At 65.3% G+C, this 19,110-nt stretch carries 22 protein-coding genes; 11 read left to right on the forward strand and 11 right to left on the reverse strand.

Going from position 1 to position 19,110, the window contains the following annotated elements; translation table 11 throughout:
• The first annotated feature begins 36 nt into the window (after positions 1-36).
• Positions 37-1,233: a phospholipase D-like domain-containing protein gene (locus MF610_RS14210; protein ID WP_242198403.1), complete on the forward strand. Its 1,197-nt coding sequence runs from the start codon at positions 37-39 to the stop codon at positions 1,231-1,233.
• On the opposite strand, the gene MF610_RS14215 is transcribed toward MF610_RS14210, so the two are convergent.
• Both MF610_RS14215 and MF610_RS14220 read right to left on the reverse strand, forming a co-directional pair.
• Positions 1,230-2,876: an Eco57I restriction-modification methylase domain-containing protein gene (locus tag MF610_RS14215; RefSeq protein WP_242198425.1), complete on the reverse strand. Its 1,647-nt coding sequence runs from the start codon at positions 2,874-2,876 to the stop codon at positions 1,230-1,232. The two genes, MF610_RS14210 and MF610_RS14215, sit on opposite strands and share 4 nt — an antisense overlap.
• A 249-nt stretch (positions 2,877-3,125) precedes the next feature.
• On the reverse strand, positions 3,126-3,605 hold the full coding sequence (locus MF610_RS14220) for a hypothetical protein (protein WP_242198428.1): 480 nt from the start codon (positions 3,603-3,605) through the stop codon (positions 3,126-3,128).
• Between the two features lie 331 nt (positions 3,606-3,936).
• On the opposite strand from MF610_RS14220, the gene MF610_RS14225 reads away from it, so the two are divergent.
• The 5 genes from MF610_RS14225 (at position 3,937) to MF610_RS14245 (ending at position 6,458) form a co-directional block, all read left to right on the forward strand.
• Positions 3,937-4,365 (forward strand): LexA family protein, encoded by a 429-nt coding sequence (locus tag MF610_RS14225; protein WP_242198431.1) that lies wholly within the window; start codon positions 3,937-3,939, stop codon positions 4,363-4,365.
• Positions 4,362-5,630: a Y-family DNA polymerase gene (locus MF610_RS14230; RefSeq protein WP_242198434.1), complete on the forward strand. Its 1,269-nt coding sequence runs from the start codon at positions 4,362-4,364 to the stop codon at positions 5,628-5,630. The genes MF610_RS14225 and MF610_RS14230 overlap by 4 nt, the downstream gene beginning before the upstream one ends.
• Before the next feature lie 122 nt (positions 5,631-5,752).
• Positions 5,753-5,947, forward strand: coding sequence for a hypothetical protein (locus tag MF610_RS14235; RefSeq protein WP_242198437.1), 195 nt, complete (start codon positions 5,753-5,755; stop codon positions 5,945-5,947).
• A 197-nt stretch (positions 5,948-6,144) separates the two neighbouring features.
• Complete coding sequence (locus tag MF610_RS14240; RefSeq protein ID WP_242198440.1) at positions 6,145-6,309, forward strand: DUF6961 family protein; 165 nt, start codon at positions 6,145-6,147, stop codon at positions 6,307-6,309.
• Positions 6,306-6,458, forward strand: a complete 153-nt coding sequence (locus MF610_RS14245) for a hypothetical protein (protein ID WP_242198445.1) — start codon at positions 6,306-6,308, stop codon at positions 6,456-6,458. Before MF610_RS14240 ends, MF610_RS14245 begins: the two co-directional genes overlap by 4 nt.
• A gap of 77 nt (positions 6,459-6,535) precedes the next feature.
• On the opposite strand, the gene MF610_RS14250 is transcribed toward MF610_RS14245, so the two are convergent.
• Together MF610_RS14250 and MF610_RS14255 are read right to left on the reverse strand one after the other, a co-directional pair.
• A complete protein-coding gene (locus MF610_RS14250; protein ID WP_242198449.1) occupies positions 6,536-6,724 on the reverse strand; it encodes a hypothetical protein in 189 nt (62 codons plus the stop codon).
• 116 nt (positions 6,725-6,840) lie between these two features.
• A complete protein-coding gene (locus MF610_RS14255) occupies positions 6,841-7,071 on the reverse strand; it encodes a YozE family protein (RefSeq protein WP_242198452.1) in 231 nt (76 codons plus the stop codon).
• A 136-nt stretch (positions 7,072-7,207) separates the two neighbouring features.
• On the opposite strand from MF610_RS14255, the gene MF610_RS14260 reads away from it, so the two are divergent.
• The 4 genes from MF610_RS14260 (at position 7,208) to MF610_RS14275 (ending at position 9,592) form a co-directional block, all read left to right on the forward strand.
• The gene (locus tag MF610_RS14260; RefSeq protein WP_242198456.1) at positions 7,208-7,411 is read left to right on the forward strand and encodes a hypothetical protein; all 204 of its coding nucleotides are present in this window, start codon (positions 7,208-7,210) and stop codon (positions 7,409-7,411) included.
• 41 nt (positions 7,412-7,452) lie between these two features.
• Positions 7,453-7,788, forward strand: coding sequence for a hypothetical protein (locus MF610_RS14265; RefSeq protein WP_242198459.1), 336 nt, complete (start codon positions 7,453-7,455; stop codon positions 7,786-7,788).
• Positions 7,721-8,467 carry an SOS response-associated peptidase family protein gene (locus MF610_RS14270; RefSeq protein WP_242198462.1) on the forward strand — a complete coding sequence of 249 codons (747 nt, stop codon included), beginning with the start codon at positions 7,721-7,723 and terminating at the stop codon, positions 8,465-8,467. Before MF610_RS14265 ends, MF610_RS14270 begins: the two co-directional genes overlap by 68 nt.
• Before the next feature lie 267 nt (positions 8,468-8,734).
• Entirely contained in the window at positions 8,735-9,592 is an 858-nt protein-coding gene (locus tag MF610_RS14275; RefSeq protein WP_242198465.1) for a PDZ domain-containing protein, read from the forward strand.
• Positions 9,593-9,717: 125 nt separating this feature from the next.
• Here MF610_RS14275 and MF610_RS14280 read toward each other — a convergent pair whose 3' ends face one another.
• The 7 genes from MF610_RS14280 to MF610_RS14310 all read right to left on the reverse strand — a co-directional run bounded on the left by MF610_RS14280 (position 9,718) and on the right by MF610_RS14310 (position 17,968).
• Positions 9,718-10,089, reverse strand: coding sequence for a hypothetical protein (locus MF610_RS14280; protein ID WP_242198468.1), 372 nt, complete (start codon positions 10,087-10,089; stop codon positions 9,718-9,720).
• Positions 10,086-10,937, reverse strand: a complete 852-nt coding sequence (locus tag MF610_RS14285) for a hypothetical protein (RefSeq protein ID WP_242198471.1) — start codon at positions 10,935-10,937, stop codon at positions 10,086-10,088. The genes MF610_RS14280 and MF610_RS14285 overlap by 4 nt, the downstream gene beginning before the upstream one ends.
• Positions 10,938-10,990: 53 nt before the next feature.
• The gene (locus MF610_RS14290; RefSeq protein WP_242198475.1) at positions 10,991-11,794 is read right to left on the reverse strand and encodes a DNA/RNA non-specific endonuclease; all 804 of its coding nucleotides are present in this window, start codon (positions 11,792-11,794) and stop codon (positions 10,991-10,993) included.
• Positions 11,784-13,202 carry a DUF2235 domain-containing protein gene (locus MF610_RS14295; protein WP_242198480.1) on the reverse strand — a complete coding sequence of 473 codons (1,419 nt, stop codon included), beginning with the start codon at positions 13,200-13,202 and terminating at the stop codon, positions 11,784-11,786. The genes MF610_RS14290 and MF610_RS14295 overlap by 11 nt, the downstream gene beginning before the upstream one ends.
• Positions 13,203-13,322: 120 nt before the next feature.
• On the reverse strand, positions 13,323-14,123 hold the full coding sequence (locus tag MF610_RS14300; protein WP_242198483.1) for a DUF1883 domain-containing protein: 801 nt from the start codon (positions 14,121-14,123) through the stop codon (positions 13,323-13,325).
• 13 nt (positions 14,124-14,136) lie between these two features.
• Positions 14,137-14,415 carry a hypothetical protein gene (locus MF610_RS14305; protein ID WP_056399283.1) on the reverse strand — a complete coding sequence of 93 codons (279 nt, stop codon included), beginning with the start codon at positions 14,413-14,415 and terminating at the stop codon, positions 14,137-14,139.
• Positions 14,416-14,632: 217 nt separating this feature from the next.
• Positions 14,633-17,968, reverse strand: a complete 3,336-nt coding sequence (locus MF610_RS14310) for a TM0106 family RecB-like putative nuclease (RefSeq protein ID WP_242198485.1) — start codon at positions 17,966-17,968, stop codon at positions 14,633-14,635.
• Between the two features lie 64 nt (positions 17,969-18,032).
• Between MF610_RS14310 and MF610_RS14315 the strand changes: the two genes are divergently transcribed.
• Positions 18,033-19,025: a helix-turn-helix transcriptional regulator gene (locus tag MF610_RS14315; protein ID WP_056399268.1), complete on the forward strand. Its 993-nt coding sequence runs from the start codon at positions 18,033-18,035 to the stop codon at positions 19,023-19,025.
• Positions 19,026-19,110: the final 85 nt, after the last annotated feature.

Raw genomic sequence — 19,110 nt, forward strand, 5'->3', positions numbered from 1 at the left:
GTGGCCGCACCAACTCTGATAGAGGGGAGACCACCGTTGGCGGCACATGAATTCATTCTGCAGGGGCTGACGGCCCGCACCCATGGCGACGTGGTACGCGAGCTATTCGACGTCGCCGACATTCAAAGGTCGATCATCAGCGTCGCTTTCCTGATGGAAAGCGGTGTGGACCAAATCGCGCCGAAAATGGCACCCCACGTGGGCACGGCCACCGTCTTCGCCGGCATCCGGAACGACATCACTTCGTACCAGGGCATGAAGCGCCTGTTTGACGCCGGGGTGGCGCTTCACGCCGTCGACACCGGCACGCGGCACCTGCTGTTCCACCCGAAGCTCTACTATGTTCGCGGGAAGAAGCTGGCACGCCTGTCGATCGGCAGCGCGAACCTCACGCTTGGCGGTCTCAACAACAACATCGAGGCGGGCGTGGTCCTCGACTTCAATCCGAGCGACAAGGATGATCGCAAGTTCCTTAAAGATCTCGAGGCGCAGTTCGATGGAATGACGGCGGCGCATCCGGACAACATCTTCCGGATCAAGAAGATTAAGCGGCTTGACGCGCTGCTCGCGGCTGGCTTGCTGGCTGACGAGACGAACATGCCGCCGCCGAAGCCGGGCACTTCGGCCAAGCCAGGCAGCAGCGATCCCACGCCGCGCATGAAGATGGCCGTACCGGCGATCAAGAAGCCGCCGAAGAAAGCCGCCGCGCCGAAGCCGCCCGCTGCACCGGTGCCGGTCATCGCTGTTCCTGCCGGTGCCGCTGCGCCGGTCGTCGCGCCCGTGGTAGGCAGCACAGGCGTTTCGTTCGAACACGTCTGGACGAGCAAGGATCTGACCGAGCGCGACCTGACCATTCCCACTGGGAGCAACACGAACCCGACTGGATCGATCAACCTCGACAAGGGATTGCTGGGTGCAGAGGTCGACCACCGTCACTACTTCCGCGACGAAGTCTTTCCAGCACTGACCTGGACGCCGAGGTCAGTGACCGTCGACGAGGCGACCGGCACGTTCCAAGTCGTGCTCAAGGGCATCGACTACGGCTCGTTCGAAATGCAGATCCGGCACACGACCAGCACGGACACGACGTCCTACAAGCAGAAAAACGCGATGACGCGCCTGTCGTGGGGCGACGTCGCCGCCGAGGTGAAGCGCCCCGACCTGATCGGCCGCGCCATGTCGCTCTACCGTGACCTCGCCGATCCGACGAAGTTCATGATCGAGATCGATTAGGCGTTGATTAAGTCATCGCTGGACGTGCGGTGGCGGCGATCCCGCAGCTTCCGCCACCCGTCCAGCGTCGCATCCTGTTTCGCCTTCGACAGTCCCAGAGCACCAAGCACCGTACGGCCCTGCTTCTCCAAAGTGACGTGGGTGGGCATGGTACGGATCGACTGGTCGAGATCGACCAGGTCCACCTTCACGTCCGGCGTCGGGATGATCAGCCGCTCTATTTCCGATGGGATCAACTCGAGCACCCCGCCGCCATAGTGGCGGCCCTCGAGCTCGGCGCTCAGCGCCGTCAGGGGGTTGATGAAGCAGCCCACCAGGTGCTCGCCAGCGATGCCGTTCGTCCGGATCCGGTAGGCGGTATCGGTCGTGTAGGCACCCAGCGTGTTGAGGATGAGCCGCGGGGTGTCGTGCGACCGCTTCAACATGCCGACCTCGGTCGAGTAGACCGACGGCACCTTGAACCATGGCGTCCGGATCCGGCACTTGTAGCGGGTCTGCAGCTCCTGCTTCTCGCCCATTTCGATGTAGCGCTTCGGACCCTTCGCCATCTTGGCGGGAGCGTCGTCGAACCACAGGAAGTTGGTCGGCGTGCCCTTGTCCGAATTGGCGACGTGCTGCCGCTCGTCGTAGATCACGCCGGGGCAATGCCCGCTGCGACCGAACATCGGGTGCGCATACTTCTGCAGCCCGTACTCCTCCACCGTTTCGTCCGAGACCAGGAAGAAGGCATTGGCGCCGGTCACGATGCCGACGTCGACGCGAGCGATGTCGTTGAACTTGTAGACGTCGCGGTGGCCCTCGATCTCGTCGAAGAGGGAGCGCGCCTCCAGATCCAGCAACGCCCTGGTCCACTTGCCCTCGACGGTCTTGCCGTTGATGGACTTCGGTGCCTCGAAGATCGCCGACGGCGACATGCGCGTGAATTCGCGGCCGCGAACCGGATAGATCCCAAGCCCCTCTTCTTTCTGGGTCGCGCTCGAGCGCTTCTCGGCCATCAGGATCACGGCGCCCTGCAGCGTGCCGTCGAACCACAGATCTTCCGGATCGATGATCACCAGGCGGCGGCATTGCCGGCCAAGGTAGCTGCGCAATGACTGGGCATGCGTGACGTGGATGATCTCGGCCGGCACCACCATGGCCAGCCGGCCACCCGGACGCAGCAGCGCCATGGACGCCAGGATGAAGGGCACCCAGGCGTTCGTGTGCTTCGTGAACTTCAGATCCAGCTCACTGAAGATCGCCTCCGAGCGCGTCTGAAAGGTCGGCGGCAGGAACTGGTACCGCACGAACGGGGGATTGCCGACGACCGCGTCGAAGCGCTCGCCACCCTCGTCCATGTTGTCGAGCGCCCACCCGAGGAAGTCCTCGCTGCGGACACTGGCCTTCTTGAGCCCCAGCTCCGTAGCCCGGCGGGACGCCTTGCCGGCCTCCTCGTTGTCGAGTTCGAAAGCGACCAAGTCGGCCCGCGCGAAGCCCTTCACATTGGCCATCGCCTGGAAGAACGCACCGTCACCGCAGCTCGGCTCGAGCACGCGCTTCGGCCCGATCTCCTTCACCCAGGATGCGATGAAGGCGGCTAGATCCAGCGGAGTGTAGTACCCGCCTCTCAGCTTCTGCGAGGTCTGGTCCGCGATAAACTTCAAAGTCATTCCCTCATCGAGGGCGGCGTCATCCCGGCATCCCGATCCCCGAATCCCTGAGTACGGGCGGAGGTTGAAGCCTCCACCGAACTCGACTCGAACAACGTAGAGCGCCGGGCTTCGCCACCATCGAGCCTCGTGCAGTCGGGGCGACCTTAACCCACTGACGGAATCGATGGCAATCTAAGACTTCGAAGGCCGGTTGACCCTCCCCGGTGAACGATCTTCGACCGATCGTTCACCGGGGAGGGGTTATAGGTCGATGTTGACGATGTCCGCCATTATGCGACCATGCTCGGGGCGCATGGTGCTGATCGCCGTCCAGCTATCGTCGCCGGGGCGCTTCGCCTCCCAGTAGCGCCAGCCATCTAACGACGTCTTCGTGCCGCTTTTCGTCCGGCACATCTCACCAGCTGCACCGGACGGGCTCGAGAATTCCCGGCCCTCGATCAGCCACTTTCCGTCGCGGACAACGCCGGTGACGACCTGCCCACGATAGTCCATCCGCAGCTGCGTACCCCCGGGCAGGGTCACTCCCTTGCCATTCCAAGCGCGACCGAAATCATCAGCCTGGGCCGCTGCCGCGGGTGCCGGATCCTGAACCAGGGCCGATGTAGCGCCGATGCCAAGCAGCCGGCGCAGCACGTCGTTCGCGCTCTCAGCGAAGCTGCTCCGCTCGGCCTCGATCCGCTTGTGGACGTCGAAATCAATCTCGATGGCGCGATGGTTCATGAGTCGTCTCCTAGCCGAATTAGTTATTCGAGTAGAAATAGTAGATCAAGCGATTTTTCTTGTTCTCGGCGTGGGTGTTGTGTCAGGGCGGACCACCCTCACCCGACAGTTCCACATCATGTCCGGCCCTTGACGATAAGGCGGATCATGCGGTGCCGCGTCCCGCCCTTAATCCCTCGCAAGCGTCATATCCGCTACACAAAGGCGCCGGTCAGGCGCGGTATGGTGGACCTGATCTAATAGAATCAGAACAAAGACATCGCTTTAGTTTGTTCTCAATCTGTTCGCGTCGTCCTACAACGCCTCCAAACCAGCGTTTGGAACCATGCCCATGACGACCGTGATCCTGCATGACGTGCCGTTCGACGTGATCGCCTGCGAGGTGCCGTTGTTCGTCTGCACCACGCCAGCCGGCTTCCCGTCGCCTGCCCAGGACGACATGGAGGAGCCGATCGACCTAGCGGCCTGGCTGGTTGACCATCCGGCGGCGAGCTACGTCATGAGGGTCGCGGGCCATTCGATGGTCGATGCGGGGATTAACGACGGCGACCTCGTCGTCGTCAGCCGAGCCGTGGACGCGCGGCCCGGGGACATCGTCGTTGCGCTAGTTTACGGCGACCGGACGATGAAGCGGCTGCGCCGCCGCGGCGATCGGATGTGGCTTGTACCGGAGGCGGAGGGCTATGACGCCATCCGTATCGACGAGAACGTGGAGATCTGGGGCGTCGTGGTCGCGTTGGCCCGTCGATACCGGGCATGACCGCGATCGGCCTGATCGATTGCAACAACTTCTACGTCAGCTGCGAGCGGGCGTTCGACGCGAAGCTGGTCGGCGTCCCCGTCGTCGTCGCGTCGAACAACGACGGGTGCGCCATCGCGCGGTCGAACGAGGCCAAGGCGCTGGGCGTGAAGATGGGTGACCCGATCCACCTGATCCGCGACAGGCTCGACAAGCATGGGGTGGTCGTCCGCTCGTCCAACTACACGCTCTACGGCGACATGCAGCGCCGTGTCGTGGCCGCCGTCGAGGACTTCGCCAGCGAGGTGGAGATCTACTCGATCGACGAGTCGTTCCTCGACCTGACGCCGTTCGGCGACCGCGACCTCGTCGCCCACGCCAATGGCATGCGGAACCAGGTCCAGCGATGGACGACGATCCCGACCTGCGTCGGCATCGGGCCGACGAAGACGCTGGCGAAGCTGGCCAATGCGGCCGCCAAGAAGAACCCGCTGTTCGACGGCGTGGCGGACCTGCGTGACGACGCGATCCGCGGCTTCGTGCTGGATCGCTTTCCGGTCGGCGACGTGTGGGGCATCGGACGGGCGACGGCGGCCAAACTGGCGGCGTTGGGCGTCGTGACGGCCGGTCACCTGCGCGACATGCAGATGAAGCAGGCCCGCGGACTCGGCACGGTAGTGCTCGAGCGCCTCGTCGCCGAACTGCAGGGCGTCGCGGCCAGCGCCGTCGAGATGGTCGAGCCGCAGCGGAAGGGCATGGCCGTCACCCGATCCTTCGGGACCCCGATCGTCGATCTCGAGACGCTGATGGGCGCCGTCGCGCAGTATGCCATGCGGGCGGGCGAGAAGCTGCGCTCCCATGGACTGGTGGCGGGGCAGATCACGGTCTTCTTCCACACCAACCCGCACAAGCGGGACCGACCCCAGCATCACGGCAGTCGTCGCCTGTCGCTTCACCCTATGACCGACGATTCGCTCGAACTTCTGGCGGCGGCACGGCGGGGCGTCGAGGCGGCGTGGCGCGATGGGCACGCCTACACCAAGGCGGGGATCATGCTGGATGATCTCGTCCCGGCGGACCTGCGTCCGCGCACCCTGTTCGAAGGTGACGTGGAACGCCGTGGTCGCCTGATGACGGCGCTCGACGAGGTAAACGGTCGGTTCGGCTGTTTCACGGCGGTGCCAGGGGCGCAGGGTTTCCATCGCGGGTGGAAGGCGCGGTCGGACAGCAAGTCCCCGGCATGGACGACGCGGATCGATGAGGTGCCGGTTGTTTCGGCACGGTGACGCATCCCGGACGCAATGTCGGACGGACCTTGGAACAGCGCGCAGCGGGTCGGTACTTGGTCTCAGCGGTTCCGCTGCGCTAGGTTGCTGTCGGCCGATCAAGGCCGTGAAGGAGTGATGCCATGCTCAAGTCGATCCTCGCCGCAGCCGCCTTGGTATCTCTTGCCGCGGTGCCCGCATCCGCTGCTCCGTGCCGCGACGGCAAAGGCAAGTTCGTGAAGTGCTCCGAGAAGGCGGCGGCGAAGCCGATTAAGTGCAAGGACGCCAAGGGGAAGTTCGCGAAGTGCGGCACGCCTGGCGCGTCGCCGGTGAAATGATCAGCCGGGGCGGCTTGGGGCCGCCCCATCACCGGCGCGACGATCATGATGACCTGTCTCGGTCAGTGAATGACCTTGCCTTGGCTTTCGGTCCTCCGTCATACGTCGAGAATGAAACCCCGATCAGAAGATCGCCGCGCCGAGCCGGTTGCGGTTCCGCACGGTTCGTATCCGGTATGACGCCGAATCGGGAACGCATGGCCGAGGCGCTGGCCATCGAGAAGGCGCACGGCGAGAACACGCCTGTTTGGATCGCCAGCCGGGTGGGCGCGCTCGCGCTCGCCGGTGACGCCGCCGGTGTGGAAAGGTTCAAGGCGATAGCCTCGGCGTATCAGAGCCTGCGACAGGGCACGGTCCAGTGACCCGTGCCGGCGAGAAACTGTACGGCGACTGGGAGGAGCGCATCCGGCGCGATGCCAAGCCTGTCCGTTGGCGGCGGTTGATCGTCAACGCGATGGCCCTCGTCCTAGCCTTGGTGATCGGCGGCGTCGCTCTGTTCGGCTTCGGATAGGCCCGCCGACCCAAACCCGGACACGACCCCCGAGGAAAGCCAGCCGCCGCGAGGCTAGGGATTGCGCTGGCCGGCCATCATCTCGGGACAGGGATCGTGATCGTCCACATGTCCTCTGACGGCCTAAGTGTCCTGCTGCGCTCAGCCTCGATCAGCGCCAGGCGATCCAGTTCTCGGTTCACCGCCCGCTCGACCAGCGTATCGAAGTCCGTTCCCGGGTTATGGGCGATATGCATGCGAAGGAGGGCATCGGTGACCGTGTCCACCTTGACGCTCCATCGGACCGTTCCGGCCGCCCCGTCGTCGCCTACGTCGATCGCGTCCGCAGCGGGTTCGTGCCCGGTCGGCACCAGACGCGGAGCGGCGCGCGTCCCGCCGCCGTTCAAAGCGCCATCCAATCGCTCTCCGCGTCGTCGATCGCGGCGATCGCATCGCCGTCCGCCTGCTGCGACCTCAGGTGCTTTCGAACGTCCTCGGGATCGCCGTTCCTAGGAAACGTCCTGTCCGCCCGGGCGGCGTCCGCGATGCCGTCCACCCAGTCGCCGCGATCGCGCTGGGTGAGTAGCCATCTGCCGAAGGCGGGCTTCTCGCCCTGGTCGTCGTCGCCGGTCATCGTCGTCCTCCCGAATCGTCGGATCGTGCATCGCACCTGACGGATGTTCCTGCAATGTTCTTGCGAATCGATGCGGCTTGGGATTACCTAACTGGATGCCGCCCTGGACGGCGACTCGACATGCTGGAGCGATACAATGCAGCACGACCTGCAACTGCGTGCGGCTGCGCGCGCGATCTACGACGAGTGCTACCCCGGCGACGAGTGGACGCCGGTCGGCTTCGATGAGGCGGAGCGGTTCGGGACGGTCCACTACCGGCAGGCCGTCGGAGCGGCGCAGCAGGCGCGGTGCGTCCTGGCGTCGCCCGGCGAGCAGTTGCTGCTGTCCGTCGTACTCTGATCCTGCGATCGACCGCCCGCTGAACGGCGTCGTGGGATTTCGTGGCGAACGGCGACGATCTCGATCATGCCGATCGGCGGCTGCGGACGCTGCAGCACTGCGCGCTGCACCGACGCACGATCAGGCTGACCTGTCCCATCTGCGGGCACGTGCGGTCGTTCGACGCCGTGGCGCTCTGGTGGATGTACGAGCGTCGGGGCTGGGACGATTGTCTGCCGGGGGCCTATCGGCGGATGTACTGCACCGGCTGCAAGGCGAAGCGCGACGCCGTCGTGCGGCCGAGGGCCGAGATCACGCGTGACCGGCCCGATGATCGGCAACCGCCGTATCCCGACGAGGCGACCTGGAAGCGGCTCGTATCCCGCTACCGGTCCTGACGGTCGCCGGGCCTGCATTGACTCCGGCGCGCGCGGCATCACCTTCTCGGCGATGTGCAACCTCTACAATCTCAGGGTCGAGCGTTGGGAATACACGGACCGCTTCGACGCCATTGATGACCCGCGCAACGAACTGGTCGTCGAGAAGACGTACGCCGCGCCGGGCAAGCCGGGATACGTCGTCCGCGAGGAGGATGGCGTGCGGGTGCTGAGCACGATGAAGTGGGGGTTCCCGACCCGCAAGCCCCGCAAGCGCCCGGCGAAGGCGGGCGAGCTGCCCTTCCTCTACGACTGGTGGACCAACGCCCGCAACCTCGGCAACACCATGTGGAAGCCGTGGCTGCTGAGGAGCGAGCACCGGTGCCTCGTGCCGTTCACGCGCTTCTCCGAACCCAAGGCGGCGGCGGATCGATCCGGGCCAGGCGACACGAACTGGTGGTTCACGGTCGAGGACCAGGACGCGCCGTGCTTCGCGGGGGTCTGGAAGACCGACCAGGATCATGACCGGGTCTACGCCTTCTGCACGACCGAGCCGAACCCGCTGGTCGCGCCGAAGCACCCGAAGGCCATGCCGGTCATCCTGATGGCCGAGGATCACGAGCGGTGGCTAGGCGGGTCGATCGACGACGTCCTGCAGCTGCAGTCCGGCTATCCGTCGCAGTTGATGTCGATGGAATGATCAACCGGCGTCATGTGAGCCCGGCCAGCCATTTGCCGTTCGATTCCTTCGACAGAGAGCCGAAGGGAGTTCGTTAAGGTGGTCACCGGAAACCACAATGGAAGTCCGGGCGGCGGTCATAGCAGGATTCGTCTTGCGTCTTCGGCGATCCGCTTGTGTACTGCGGTATTGCGGGTGTGGGGACATCCGGCGCAGGGGGATGAATTACAAATGCGAGCAATGCATACGGTCGCTGTGGCGGTCGCCGTTCTGACGTCATCGCCAGCAATGGCGGACGAATTCTTCGCGGTGACGCCGACAGGTGCCACCGAGATGCTCTTCGCCGAACCACCAACCGAGGTGATCGGCAAGCTGTCGGCCAAGTGCATCGACGCCAGCTGGAGCGTGACTTCATCGACTAGCACGGAGGTCGTGTGCGAAGCGCCGATGAATTTTGGCCAGTCGCTGATGGGCACGCTGTTGATGGGCAACAGCTACTCGACGCCACCGCGACGTTTCTTCAAGTACACGGTGTCCACCGTCGCCGGCGTTTCTCGCGTGCAAGCGTCGGGGTGGATGGAGCTCCAGATGGCTTTCGGCCAGATGAAGCGCACAGATTTCTCAGGACCTCAGTTCCACAACGGGGCGATGAACTTCATGAGTGCGGCGGGCGGAAAGCTACCGAAGGGCACCACGTTCCCCAACCACGCATTCCTCGGCGTCGGTCTTGAGCCTGTTCGGAGCGGAAAGACGTCAAGCATGCGGATCACCTCGCTGCAGGATGGTTCAGCCGCTGCACAGGCAGGCGTGCAGGTCGGCGACCAGATCACCTCGATAGCGGGCAAGCGCTTCAAGGACGGCGACGACTTCCAGGATTCGTTGGCGAAGGCGGCGAAGACGCCCACTTACGGCATGGACGTATTGCACGACGGCAAGCCCCTGAAACTGACCGTGACGCGGGCATACCGTCAGGCATACGCCGAGGAGGTGGTCGCGGTGGCCGCGACGCCGGTTGCAGTGACCATGGCCAATGCCTCTGAGCTATCCGTCGCCGATGAATTGACCAAGCTCGGCAAGCTGAAGGCTGACGGGCTCATCACCCAAGCCGAATTCGATCAGCAGAAGGTTAAATTGCTGGCACGCTGATGCGGTCTTCGACGGCGATTACGTGGCCCTCGGCGATCCGGGGCTGTCGGGGGCTGACGACCTTCCCCGTCGAATCCGACGTGGCACCGGCGATGAAAACGGCTCCATCCGCGCATCCTACGATCTCAGCGGCAGACCATGGTAGCCACACGGATCGCCTCGTCGGCTACGTCGAGGACGGTGGCGATGCTGCGAACCACACGCTCGTATCTCCGCAGATCCTCGATCTCGTCCTCGATCCCGGGAATGGCGGCTGATACCGCGCAAGCGTGCCGCGATATCTCCTCCGTCTGTGCCGCCAGCAACAAGCGTCCGGCCGCCGTCACGCGGGCGTTCACCTCGACGATCTGATCGGAGATCGCCCCGATCGCCGCAGCGGTCGGGGCGGAGTCGACCGACTCCTCCAACCGCCTGACCAAGGCGATGAGGTCGCGGTGCATGGCCTTCAGGTCCGGGTTCTCCCCATCCATCGGGACTCCGCCGTGGCCATTCGTCATCGCGTCTCTCCCGCCTTCTCGACCGCCCGGTATGTGGCTTCCGTCCGCGCGACCCTTTCATTCACGTCCTTCAGCACCTCGTCGAAGGGGCGCCGCGATCCTGCGGCGGCAGCGGTATGGGCGTCAGCAAGGCCGAGAAGAGACGATCGAAGTCCTGCCAGCGCGTCGAGCTGCGCGTCGCGCCTGTCGATGCTGGTCAGATAGTCGGAGACGATCTGGCGCTGCCTCGCATCGGCCTTGTCGGTGGCAGCGACCGCGTAGGTGCGCTGGTATGCGGACAGTGCCGCGGTCCAGTTCGACGCCACCGTCCCGCGCAGGCCTTGCGCATCGTCGGCACCGACGGCGTCGGCCATGGCAACGAGGAGTTTGCGGACGTCCGGATCCGTTCGCCGCAGGATGTCGCGTGCACTCGCCTGCGCCTTCATGTCCACCAGCGCGCCCGCCAGCGCCGCGAAGCCGGCGGTGATCCCTGCATCAAGGTCGGCTCCGGTCGAGCCGGCGTTCAGCTGCGTCCCCAGTTGCCTGAAGGCGTCGGTCTGCACGCCACCGCGACCGGTGTCCGTCAGCGTCGCCAGCAGGTTGCCGTAGCGCGCAAGATCCCCAAGCGCCGCTCGCCAGCGGGCCGCGATCTCGGGTGGAACGGCCGGAGGGAAGCGACGCTCCGACAGGCCGATGGCGCCTGACCGGACGAAGCGATCGACCTCGACCGAGCGTGCGATCCTGTTCGCCTCGGTGAACGTGGTGCCCACGTCCGCCTGCAGTCCCGTCGCCGCCCGGCCGAAACCGTTCAGGTCGGCGGACGGCGTGGTCGCGCACGACGCAGTCAATAGGGCCGGCAGCAGGATCATGGCCCGGAACCGCCGGAAGGACGATCGACAAACGAGATGCAACGAGCCGGTTCTCATGCTGGGCACCCCAGATACGGCGACAGGTTGGAGAAGGATCGCTTATCCAGCCTCGGGAATAGACCGAGGCGCGAACGCAGTTCGACTTCGTCGAGCGCCACCTGCGCGGCGCAGTGGTCGAGCGCACGCGGTGCGGCCGTATCCATGATGAAGGCGGCCATTCGACCGTCCTGCGTTACCAGGACCTTCCAGTAACCGGACGGAACGCGGTGGCGCTCATCCGCTTTCGGCATCGGCGCGACAACGCGTTCGAATAGCGGCCCGGTCAGTACATAGACGGCGATGTTCTCCGCGCGGGCGAGATCGTTCTCCCGCGCCTCCAGGCGCTGCCACGCTCCTTGGTTCAACGCCGCACCCTGCGGCGTGATGTTGGACAGGATGTTGGTGTCGGCTGCGAAGGGCGTTCCCGACTGACCTGCGAGCGGGGCCTGATGACCGCGGTCGATACCCAGCGCTCGTGGTGCGCCCTCGTAGTCGTCGGGTTCGAGCGCCTCGTCGGGATCGAGCCACGGATCCGCTGCCCACTTGCGATCGCCCGAGGGGCCGATGGAGGTCGGTGTCACTCGGTACGCGACCCAGTCTGCCATCTTGGTCAGGTCGTTGGAGGCGAGCGTGTAGATCTCGCGCACAACGATGTCGTCGATGTCAGCCGCCCCGATCGGACAGCCGTGAAGGCAGTGGAAGGTATGGAGTTCGCCGGTGTTCCGCGCTTGCGCCGCACGCGCAGGTAGGCACTGTCCGAAGACCAGTATCGTTGCGAACAGGATCGACCGGAATGATCCGATGGTGTCACTGGGCATGCGGAACATCCTTGACGGTGTAATGGCCCTTCGCATTGTCGTGGGTGCGCAAGTTTTCCGGGCGATACGGCGCCGACAGCCCGAACTGATCCACTTCGTCAGCCGCCAGGCGATCTAGGACGGACGGATGCAGCGGCGCATTCGTCTTCAAGGTGCGCAGCCTCTTCCTCGCGAAGCGGAAGACGATGCCGCGCGTCTCGTCATGCTGCATGCCGAGCGCATCGGGATGGAGGCGCAGGACGGTGGGATCGTACTTCAGGCCCACCGCGCTGGCGGCACCGAGTATCCAGTCGAGCGCCACGTCGGAGAGGCGCGACTCGTCCTCTGGATAGCTGCCACCGATGTCGGAATGGTTGCCAGCGAACCACAGCTGCTCGAACCACGCTGGGTCGCCACCCCGCCATTGGCCAGGGATGCCCCATGGGACGCGGGCGAAGGATGCACGTGCCTCGTCGATCGACAAGGCGTGCCGCGCATACTGCACCTTCTCGTCCAGTTCGGTGTCGTACATCTTCATCCGTGCGCTGGCGAAATGGATCGTCCGCCACCACCGGATGCCCGGCAGCCCGAAGGCAACCTTGAAGCGGGAGGCGATGTTGAAGCCGAGACCGATGCCGGTGAGCGTGGCGGTGATGATGCCGAACCACCGCCAGTATTCGCCCGTGACCCAGTATGCGACGACGCTGCACGCGGCGACCATTACCAAGGCGATCATCGTCAGCATTGCGATGGCGACCGGGTTGGCCAAGGACGCGACGGTGTCGAACACGCCGAGGAACCAGGGACGGGCGTCTCCGCCCCCCGAACCGCCTGAGTTGTAGGTTTTGCGAAAGCGCGCCGCCAATAGCGCGCGGTGACCAAGCAGTTCCTTCTGCCGATCGGTCCGATCACTTTCCGGCCGCGAGTTCGTGTAGTTGTAGACGGCGACCGCCTCCTTCGCGATCTTCAGCGCGGAAGATGCATCGCGCTTGAGCGGCGCGCCCTTCTCTCCGGTCGTCGGGACGCCGCACAGCTTCAGGACGCCGCCTAGGCACCGCATCGTATATGCGCCGCGGCTGAAGCCAAAGAGGAAGATGCGGTCGCCAGGCCGCCACAGGCGGACGAGTGCGGCGTAGCACTCTACGATGTTCCGCGTGATCCCCATGCCGGTCGCCTGGCTGGCCAGGTTGTAGAGCGATCGCGCGAGCGCAGCCGGTGAGTCGATGCCGCCGGGCAGGGTCCCGAGGCCGGCATCGTAGAACGCGGTCTGGTCGGCGGGATTGACGCAACTGTCGGGCGCGACCCGGGTCGCGCGATACAGCTTGTAGATGTTGCTACGACGCTCGTCGACGAGCACGCCGCCCCGTTGACCGGTGCCGTCCGAGAATATGACGATGTTTCGTGCCATGTCAGCCTTCTCCCACATCATCGTAGATTATCATGCCGCCCGGACCCATCGTTTGGGTAACCAAGGCGTCGATCGATCCCGGTCGCCGCCCCGTTCCGTGAGTCCGGCGACGGGGGATCTCCCGATGTCGGTGGATCGCACTCACGCTGCCCCCGTCGGTCCGACCACGTCGGCGATCTCGGCTGCGATCTCCTCGACGGTGTGGGTCGCCGTGCTACGCGCCAGTTTGTCTGCGAGAGACGGGGAGAAGCCGATCACCTGCTTCTTGGTCACGTCGTGCCAGATCGGCAGCAGCACCTGATCACCGGAGACGGCCTTCGTCACCAGGCCATCGAGTTCGTATTCCGGCCACCCCTTCCCGAAGAACGACTTGGAGAGCACCACCACACCGAAACGGCTGCTGCCGAGCCCACGATCGATCTTGCGCCGGAGGCTGTCGCCGATCCTGAGTTCGAACTCGTCGTACCAGACGGACAGGCCGGCATCACGGAGCGCGTTGGCGAGCGGCCGTACGATCTCGTCTTTGTCCTCCGAGGCGTGCGAGATGAAGACGTCGAATACACGCCCGTCCGGTGCCTCCGGCGTTGGTGCGAGTTCCTCCTCGGCGTCCCGGACGAGCGTGGGGATGCTGCGCAGCGGCGCCTCGTTGATGGTCGGCAGCGGGCGCAGAGCTGCTGCGGGGATCACGTTGATGCTGGACCTGACGGAGCCGCGCATTCCCTGCATGTCGACCGTGACATGCCATGTCCCGGAGTTGGGAATCTGCAGTCTGACGGGCGACTGCTTGGCCAGACCGCCGACGTAGCGGTGCTGCCGGCCGGCCTTGTAGTTGCTGAAGTTGGACCCATCCATCAGGCGCACATTGGCGGCACTGCCCTGCAGGGTGACGGCGACGACGCTGCCGCGCTCGACGTGGCCGAGATTGTAGTGGGTGAAGTTCATCCTCGTCGGTCCTTTATGCAGCCAGGCGGGTGGGCAAGGGCGACGCGGCGTATGCAAGAACCGTCGGCGCCGGCATCGTCTCGAAGAACAGAACCTCCTCCTCGTTGAGACGGATGTGCTGGTGCGGCATGACAGGGATCCGCTCGCCGGCGCGCAGCAGGAAGAGGCGCCGGTCGTGGCCACGGGCCGCCCGGCGAAGGAGACAGGACGCGTTGATCATCTCGGCGTCGATGCCGATCAGTTGTCCATCCACGTCCACGATGTGCCGAAGCTCGATGCCACCCAGGTTCACGACCGAATCTCCTATGCGATCCACGATCGTGACATTCGCATGCAAGGATGTCAGAACCTGTCACCCACTCGTGCGATGACACGAATGATCTCGCCTTTCGCCATGGACGTCATCTGCGCGTTCGGTCGGACGCTTCCCGGTTCAAGCCGCCATGGCAGAATTTGGAGGTTATCAATCATCGAGTCGGGAGGGGTGGTGCGGCGAACCGCGACCCGAGTCAGAACGCATTGCCCCCATGTTCGCGCAGCAGGCACAACGCGTTGACCAGCGTCATCTCTTGTACAGTCCGGCACGGCGTCTCGAGCAGCAGTGGGCTGGCGAAGACGACCGCCGATGCCTGCGCGCGAGAAACGGCGACATTGATGCGATTGAGCGAGAACAGGAAAGCGATGTCGCGCGGTAGTTCCTCGCCGCTCGAGGTGGTCATGGAGACGAGACACACCGGCGCCTCCTGACCTTGGAATCGATCGACCGTGCCGACGCGGACCGCGGGCGGCAGCGCCGCGCGTAATGCGTTGACCTGCGCGTTGTAGGGCGCGACGACCAGGATGTCGGAATGATGGACGATGCGGGATGCGCCGTCGCGACCGCGATAGGTCGCACCGAGGATCCGGGTGATCTGGTCACGAATGGCCTCGATCTCCTCGGGGCTGACCTGCGATCGTCCCGTATGGGTAATGGTTCTGACGCCGGCACCGATCATAGACATGCCGTCGAGGGCGGTCAGCGTCTGCATCCCCGCTGCCTCGTCGGACTGCAGCCTTTCCTCGTAGACCGCTGCGGAGATGTATCCGCACACCGCCGGATGCATGCGACGGCTGATCGGCATGAAGATGCCGCGATCGCCCGGGACGATGCGGTGCCCGTCGATGAGGTATTCCAGGCATGATTCGCCGCTGCGACCGGGATGCGTACCCTGGAGGGGTTGCGGCAGCTGCATGGGGTCACCGACGAGCACGATGTTCCGCGCGGCGCGAGACATGGCCATGATGTTGGCGAGCGAGACCTGCCCCGCCTCGTCGACGATGAGATGATCGAACTCGGGGGCGGGATATCGGGCGAAGTGCCACGCGGTGGCGCCGACGACGTGGGCGGCGGCGATCTCGGGCGCGTCGTTGTCCGAAACCATGACGATGCCCGGATGGGTGTCCTCGTCGCCATCACCGGTCGATTTCTGGGCGATCCGGCAGGGTATGCCTTCCGCCGCAGCACGTGCAGCGACCGCCTCCAGCAAGTTGCCGATCGCCTTGTGGCTGTTCGACGACACGGCGACGCGGCGACCGGATCGAACCAGGTTCACGATGGCAAGTGCGCTGACGTAGGTCTTGCCGGTGCCGGGCGGCCCCTGGATCGCCAGGATCGTTCCGTCCATCGCCGCGATTGCTGCTGCGGTCTGGGCTGGCAGATCGCCATCGGGATCGATCACGCCGCCAGGCCGGGGGCCATCGAGGAAGCGGGGCTGGGCCTGGGACAGCAGCTGCTCCACCGGTCGCGCCCGCACGTCGTTGGCGATGATGGCGTCGGTGACCGCGGCGATCGCGGTGCGCAGGGTGCCGTTCGCGATCGGTTTGGCCGGGATCAGGTCCAGGTGATCGGGCAAGGGCCCCTTGGAGGTCGAACGACGCAGCACCAGCGTGTTGGCGTCGGTATCGATCGAGCGCAGGTCGATGTCCTCGGGCATCGCCGCCGGCTTGATGCAAGGCTTCTTGCCCGAGCGCAGCTTCGTCTCCTGCGGCGGGAAGCGGTAGGTCCGCTCGAACGACTTGGCCGTGACCTTAACCGGCGGTGCGATCGCCTCCAGCCCCTGGATGCATTCGAGGTCGTCGATCAGTTCCTCGCTCTCCTGCGCCAGGCGATCGAAGATCGCCCACCATGCTGGCTTGTCCTCGCGCTTGTGGAAGAAGTTGAGGTCGAGCAGCAGATCGGCGACCGCGTCGCCGAGGCGCGCCCGCACGGGTTCGAGGCGGAAGCGCAGCGCCTCGATCTCGGCGTCCTCGGCATCGACGTTGGACAGCGCGCCGGCGTTGGGAACGTCACCCAGCTGCGGCCAGGGCATATCCGTCGGGCGGACGTCGCGGACGAGCCAGTCGCGCAGCAGCTGGGTCGAGATGCAGTCGGTGCGATTGTAGTCGTGGATCTTGGCGAGCAGGTCGTCGTCGCCGGTCTCCCGCCACTTCTCGTAGAAGACGACGCTGGCACCAGCGGTCGCGACGTCGGCGTCGCGCTTCTCCATGTAGAACGCTTCGAGGTCCTTGATCGAATAGCCCTTTTCCGAAGCGATCAGCGCGCCGGACACCACCTTGAACAGATCGACGAAGCGCCGCTCGCGCTGGAGCTGATCCATCGCCGCCTCCCCGACGCGGTGCTCGGCCGTGAGGCGGCGCAACGCCGCGATCTCATAGTTGGCGTAGTGGTAGATACGGGCCCGGGGGTGGCGGCGGAGATGGTCGACGAGGAAGTCGAGCAGTTCGGCGACGGCGCGCGCCTCCGCCTCGCGGTCGTGCGCCCAGAAGGCGCGGAAGGTCCACTCGCCTGCTTCGCGGTACCAGATGCCGTGAAGGTATTCGAGGCCGCCCTCGTGGTAGGGATCGCCCTCGATGTCGTAGAATATGTCGCCGTCATCCTGCTCGGGCAGCAGGCCGAAGCCCTTGCCTGGCACGAAGTCGCGCAGATGGAAGCCGGGCGGTCCGCCGGCGCGACGCTTCATCTGTAGATGTGCCTGGATGCGAAGGCGTTCCTGCGTCTCGGGCGCCAGCCTGGGTATCCTTTCGGCATGGCTGGCGAGTCCGGTCAGCGTCGTGATGCCCGCCGCCTCGATCTTCGCGCGCTGTATCTTTGTTATGCCGGCCACGAGCGCGAGGCTGTCGTTGCGGTCCCATTCTTCTCGGCAGTGGTTCTTCCATCTGCAGAGCGCGCATGCCGACACCGGTTCCGGCCGGGTGACGGGACGTTCGCGAAGGAATGTCTCGAACACGGTGCGGGCGTGCCGCGCGTAGGCGGACACCTCGGCGAGCCGCACCGTGAAGCGCGAGCCGTCGCCCAGCTGCAGATGCGCCGCCTCGGGTTGGGCGCCCTGCACGGCGGCGATCAGGTCCGAATAGAGGGCCAGCTGGAGGACGTGCTTGGGGTCGGGTTTGCGCTTCAGCTTCGTGTCGACGACCTCATATGAAAACGGGCCGAGGCCGGACGGGCGATCGACCCGTTCCAGGAAGTCCGAGTATCCCCCCCAGGCGCCACCGAGGAGCGCGCCCTGGAACACCACGTCTGGCCCGGCCAGCAGTGCCTCGCGCGTTAGTTCCACGGACCGTTCCAGCGGGATCCCGTCCTTCGGCACCTCGACCACCGAGCGGCCGGATCGCTTCAGCTCCGCGAGGAAGGCAAGCTCATGGTCATCGCCCTGACGCTGGAGCAGTTCCGCCTCGTCGCCATCGGCAGCGGGAGTGATGTCGCGGAACTCCATGTATCGGAGATCGAGCGTGGTCGCGTGGCGGCAACCCTTGAACCGCATGAGGTCCGAAGCCGAAAGCCTGATCTCGCCGTCCTGCAGTCGCATCGGTCGTTCCCCTTCGAGCCTATTCAGCGCACATAGGGGTGACAGAAGCTGTCGTGGAGTCGCCATGTCGTTCGCGAAGGGTCAGGATCTGCTGCGTCTGGCTATGATGGCGACGCGGCGGCGGGGTGTGTCGCTGATGGAGATCGAGGAGGAGTTCGCCTGCTCGGAACGAACCGCTCAGCGGATGACGGACGCCTTGCAGGCCGCGTTCCCGCAAACCGAGCGCCGCGTCGATGAGGATCGTCGCGCACGATGGCTTATCCCGGCGCGCGCCATCGCGCCGCTGCTGACGCCGTCGGCCGACGAACTTGTCGCGCTCGCGGAGGCGATCGCCCAGCTCGATATGGCCGGGCTCAGGAAGGAGGCGGCGCATGCGCGCGGTCTCGAACGCAAGGTCCGCGCGTTGATCCCCCCGGAGCAGGGGACGCGGCTGGACGTCGATACGGAGGCGGTTCTCGAAGCGCTCGGCCATGCGGCGCGTCCCGGTCCCCGGCCCGCCGCGGATGAAGGGGTGGTCGAGGCGATCTACGAGGCGCTGAAGGGGCCGAACCTGCTACGGATCATGTATCGGCGACGGGACGAGGACGAACCGCACGAGAGGGTGGTCGCGCCGCACGGTCTCCTTCTCGGGGTGCGCCGCTACCTCGTCGCCCGCGACACCGCCAAGGGTCCGCAGGCTAACCTGCGGCACTACCGGGTGGAGGAGATCCAGCGTGCGGACCTGCTCGATGGCATGTGCGAGATCGATCCCGGGTTCAGCCTGAAGCGCCACGCCGAGAAGGGCTTCGGCTCCTACGAGAGCGCGGACGAGTTCGGCGAGGTGGTCTGGCGGTTCACATCCGACGCGGCCGCGCATGCCAGGCGGTTCGTCTTCCATCCGACGCAGACGACTGAGGAGATGGCCGATGGCTCGCTGATAGTGCGGTTCATGGCATCGGGTCATCTGGAGATGACATGGCACCTATACGCATGGGGTGATGCGGTCGAGGTGATCGCCCCTTTGGCCTTGCGGGAGATGGTGGAGGGACACCGGCGGCGGTTCCCAGCGCTACCATGACCGTTCACCGCTGTACTCGATGCGCCGAGATATAAAGGACATCAGCTCATCGGCGTTGATCGCAGTGCCGACCCGTCCGCCGGGC

It is taken from the genome of Sphingomonas hankookensis, assembly GCF_022664465.1.
GTDB lineage: Bacteria > Pseudomonadota > Alphaproteobacteria > Sphingomonadales > Sphingomonadaceae > Sphingomonas > Sphingomonas hankookensis.

What these genes read in the sequence shown, in the direction of transcription:
- MF610_RS14220 (WP_242198428.1), bottom strand. Translation starts at nt 3,605, where the DNA reads ATGAACCATCGCGCCATCGAGATTGATTTCGACGTCCACAAGCGGATC.
- MF610_RS14225 (WP_242198431.1), top strand. Translation starts at nt 3,937, where the DNA reads ATGACGACCGTGATCCTGCATGACGTGCCGTTCGACGTGATCGCCTGC.
- MF610_RS14230 (WP_242198434.1), top strand. Translation starts at nt 4,362, where the DNA reads ATGACCGCGATCGGCCTGATCGATTGCAACAACTTCTACGTCAGCTGC.
- MF610_RS14235 (WP_242198437.1), top strand. Translation starts at nt 5,753, where the DNA reads ATGCTCAAGTCGATCCTCGCCGCAGCCGCCTTGGTATCTCTTGCCGCG.
- MF610_RS14240 (WP_242198440.1), top strand. Translation starts at nt 6,145, where the DNA reads ATGGCCGAGGCGCTGGCCATCGAGAAGGCGCACGGCGAGAACACGCCT.
- MF610_RS14255 (WP_242198452.1), bottom strand. Translation starts at nt 7,071, where the DNA reads ATGACCGGCGACGACGACCAGGGCGAGAAGCCCGCCTTCGGCAGATGG.
- MF610_RS14260 (WP_242198456.1), top strand. Translation starts at nt 7,208, where the DNA reads ATGCAGCACGACCTGCAACTGCGTGCGGCTGCGCGCGCGATCTACGAC.
- MF610_RS14270 (WP_242198462.1), top strand. Translation starts at nt 7,721, where the DNA reads ATGATCGGCAACCGCCGTATCCCGACGAGGCGACCTGGAAGCGGCTCG.
- MF610_RS14275 (WP_242198465.1), top strand. Translation starts at nt 8,735, where the DNA reads ATGGCGGACGAATTCTTCGCGGTGACGCCGACAGGTGCCACCGAGATG.
- MF610_RS14280 (WP_242198468.1), bottom strand. Translation starts at nt 10,089, where the DNA reads ATGACGAATGGCCACGGCGGAGTCCCGATGGATGGGGAGAACCCGGAC.
- MF610_RS14285 (WP_242198471.1), bottom strand. Translation starts at nt 10,937, where the DNA reads ATGATCCTGCTGCCGGCCCTATTGACTGCGTCGTGCGCGACCACGCCG.
- MF610_RS14290 (WP_242198475.1), bottom strand. Translation starts at nt 11,794, where the DNA reads ATGCCCAGTGACACCATCGGATCATTCCGGTCGATCCTGTTCGCAACG.
- MF610_RS14295 (WP_242198480.1), bottom strand. Translation starts at nt 13,202, where the DNA reads ATGATGTGGGAGAAGGCTGACATGGCACGAAACATCGTCATATTCTCG.
- MF610_RS14300 (WP_242198483.1), bottom strand. Translation starts at nt 14,123, where the DNA reads ATGAACTTCACCCACTACAATCTCGGCCACGTCGAGCGCGGCAGCGTC.
- MF610_RS14310 (WP_242198485.1), bottom strand. Translation starts at nt 17,968, where the DNA reads ATGCGACTGCAGGACGGCGAGATCAGGCTTTCGGCTTCGGACCTCATG.
- MF610_RS14315 (WP_056399268.1), top strand. Translation starts at nt 18,033, where the DNA reads ATGTCGTTCGCGAAGGGTCAGGATCTGCTGCGTCTGGCTATGATGGCG.